Raw genomic sequence first — 2480 nt, 5'->3', positions numbered from 1 at the left:
GGCGAGCGGCGGCTCCAGCTCGTCGGGCCCGCGATCGGCGAGCACGCGCACCAGGTCGGTCAGGATCTCCCGCTCCCGCAGGTAGCGGGGCTCCTGGCCCCTGGGCGCCATCACGTAGGCCACCGCGATGCCCTTCAGGGCGAGGATCTCGTGCTCGATCTCGTCGGGCACCACGAGCCGCGCGGCGTACCGCGTCAGCGCGCCGTCGCCGTACTCGGCGCGGGTCGCGTCGATCGCGGCTCCGATGAACCGGCCGATGAGCTGGCTCGTCATGTCCTTCAGCGAGGCCAGCGAGCCGCGCGACCCGTCGAAGGCCCGTACCAGGTGGCCCTCGCCGTGCAGGTACTCCTGCAGCCGGCCGATGGCGGCGTCGATCGCGTCGGCCCGGTACCACTCGCCGTACCAGGACCGCACGTACTCGGCCACGCGCGCCCGCTCCTCGGCGTCCGCCATGAGGTCCAGGTCGACGCGGCCCGCCACGACGCCGTCCTCGACGTCGTGCACGGAGTAGCTGATGTCGTCGGCGAGGTCCATGACCTGCGCCTCCAGGCACTTGACGCCGTCGGGCGCGTCCTTGCGCAGCCAGGTGAACACGGGCGCGTCGTCCGGGTAGACGCCGAACTTGCGGCTCGCCGTGCCGTCCGGCCGGGCCGGGCCCGCGCCGTACGCCCACGGGTACTTGACGCTCGCGTCGAGGCTGGCGCGGGTCAGGTTGAGGCCGGCGGGCACGCCGTCGAACCCGATCACCTTGGGTTCCAGCCGGGTCAGCAGGCGCAGGGTCTGCGCGTTGCCCTCGAAGCCGCCGATCGGCTCGGCGATCTCGGCCAGGGCGGTCTCGCCGTTGTGCCCGAAGGGCGGGTGTCCCAGGTCGTGCGTGAGGCAGGCGGTGTCGACCACGTCGGGGTCGCAGCCGAGCGAGCGCCCCATGCCGCGGCCCACCTGGGCGACCTCGAGGGAGTGGGTCAGGCGCGTGCGCACGAAGTCGTCGTGGCCCGCGCCGAGCACCTGGGTCTTGGCGCCGAGCCGGCGCAGCGCGGAGGAGTGCACCACGCGCCCGCGGTCGCGTTCGAACGGGGTCCGGGCCCGCGACTTGGGCGGTTCGGTCACCCAGCGCTCGACGTCCTGCGCGCTGTACGACGGCGGGATGCTCTTCCCGGGGGCTTGCTCCACGCTGGCCACTCTAGCCACGCGGTCGGGAATCCCGGAATCACGCGGCTCCGTGGCCTCGGTCGACGGGCCGTCGCCGGCGGAGGCAGGGCACTGCCTCCGCCGCGCCGCGTCACTTGTTGTTGCTGTACCAGCTCAGACCGCCGGGGAGGTTGATCGAGTGCTTCTTGGTCTTGGAGTTCCAGGTCCAGGGACCCACCTTGAAGCTCATCGACGACAGGCCCCGCTGCGTGATGTTGAACTTGAGCGGTCCGAACGACAGCCGCTTGCGATACCTGATTCCCATGGTGCTTCTGTTCCTCCCTGAGTCGGGGCAAAGCGTACCGAACCGCGCTAGCCCGGCAAACCGCATCAGGGAGCGTGTCAGACGGTCGTCAGTCGCGGGCCGCGACCCAGGCGTCACTGGCGCGCTGGACGTCGTCGGCCGTGACCGAGTCCGCCACCGTCACGAAGTACCAGCGGTGCCCGAACGGGCAGCGCACCGCGGCCTGCCGGAACCCCTCGAACCAGTCGGCCGGCTCGGCCAGGCTGCTTGCTCCGGCCTCGATCGCGCGCGCGTAGGCGGCGTCGGTGTCCTCGACCGGGATCGTGAAGCTCGCGTGCGTCGGCGCGCCTGGCTCGGGAGCCGCCGAGTCGGGCGGGAACGCGCCGGCCACGGTGAACGTGGACTCGCCCGCGGCGGACCGCAGGACCAGGTCGGAGTGGATCACGGCGTCGCCGGCGGTGATCACGTCGAGCGTCTCGGCGCCCAGCGCGGCCTCGTAGAACGCGATGGCGGCCCGGGCGTCGGACACGGCGATGTTGGGGTGCAGGGCTGAGTTCTTCATGTGACCGATGCTCGCGCGTCCCGGGTGTGCCAGTCTTGGAAGAATGCGACAGGTGTTCGACGGCGAGATCTCGGCGGGCGCGCTCCCGGCCGGAGTCTCAGCCGGAAGCGCTGCGGGGAGCGCCCTGGAGTCCGGCCCCACCCTCGGCATCGTGAACCCCGTGCGGGCGCGCGACCGGTTCGCGCTGGCGCGCGTCGAGCCCGCGCCCGACCTCGCCGACCTCGTGGACTGGCACTGGGTGATCACCTGGGACCTGCCGCCCGGCGTCACCTTCACGCAGAACGTCCTGCCACACCCGGTGGGCCAGGTGGTCGCGGAGCGCACGGGCTATCTCGCCTACGCCATGCCGCTCGCGCCGGTCGACCGGCGCACCCTGTCCGGGTCCGGCGCCGTGGTCGGCACCAAGCTGCGCCCCGGCGGCTACCGCGCCCTGCTCAGGCTGACGCACGCGGGGGAGCGTGGCGCCGTCGGGCCGGCCGCGTTCCT

The 2480-nt window shown here is 72.6% G+C and carries 4 protein-coding genes; 1 reads left to right on the top strand and 3 read right to left on the bottom strand.

All coding sequences use genetic code 11. The annotated features are described in order from the left end of the window. From PROKR_RS19130 to PROKR_RS19125, 3 genes are all read right to left on the bottom strand, one after another. Positions 1-1179 (bottom strand): deoxyguanosinetriphosphate triphosphohydrolase (locus PROKR_RS19130; protein WP_051433150.1); only part of this gene is annotated, 1179 nt, incomplete at its 3' end. Positions 1180-1279: 100 nt separating this feature from the next. Next, positions 1280-1453, bottom strand: a complete 174-nt coding sequence (locus PROKR_RS31700; protein WP_020014001.1) for a DUF4236 domain-containing protein — start codon at positions 1451-1453, stop codon at positions 1280-1282. 88 nt (positions 1454-1541) lie between these two features. Then, positions 1542-1994 (bottom strand): VOC family protein, encoded by a 453-nt coding sequence (locus PROKR_RS19125; RefSeq protein WP_036965818.1) that lies wholly within the window; start codon positions 1992-1994, stop codon positions 1542-1544. Positions 1995-2037: 43 nt separating this feature from the next. On the opposite strand from PROKR_RS19125, the gene PROKR_RS19120 reads away from it, so the two are divergent. Further along, positions 2038-2480 (top strand): DUF6597 domain-containing transcriptional factor (locus tag PROKR_RS19120; RefSeq protein WP_342665885.1); only part of this gene is annotated, 443 nt, incomplete at its 3' end.

It is taken from the genome of Promicromonospora kroppenstedtii DSM 19349, from assembly GCF_000515355.1.
Taxonomy (GTDB): Bacteria; Actinomycetota; Actinomycetes; order Actinomycetales; family Cellulomonadaceae; genus Promicromonospora; species Promicromonospora kroppenstedtii.
Note: the sequence above shows the minus strand (reverse complement) of the source record. Positions and strands in the feature narration are given on the sequence as shown.

Excerpts from the sequence above, each read along its gene's own strand:
- PROKR_RS19125 (WP_036965818.1), bottom strand. The coding sequence starts at position 1,994 with ATGAAGAACTCAGCCCTGCACCCCAACATCGCCGTGTCCGACGCCCGG.
- PROKR_RS31700 (WP_020014001.1), bottom strand. The coding sequence starts at position 1,453 with ATGGGAATCAGGTATCGCAAGCGGCTGTCGTTCGGACCGCTCAAGTTC.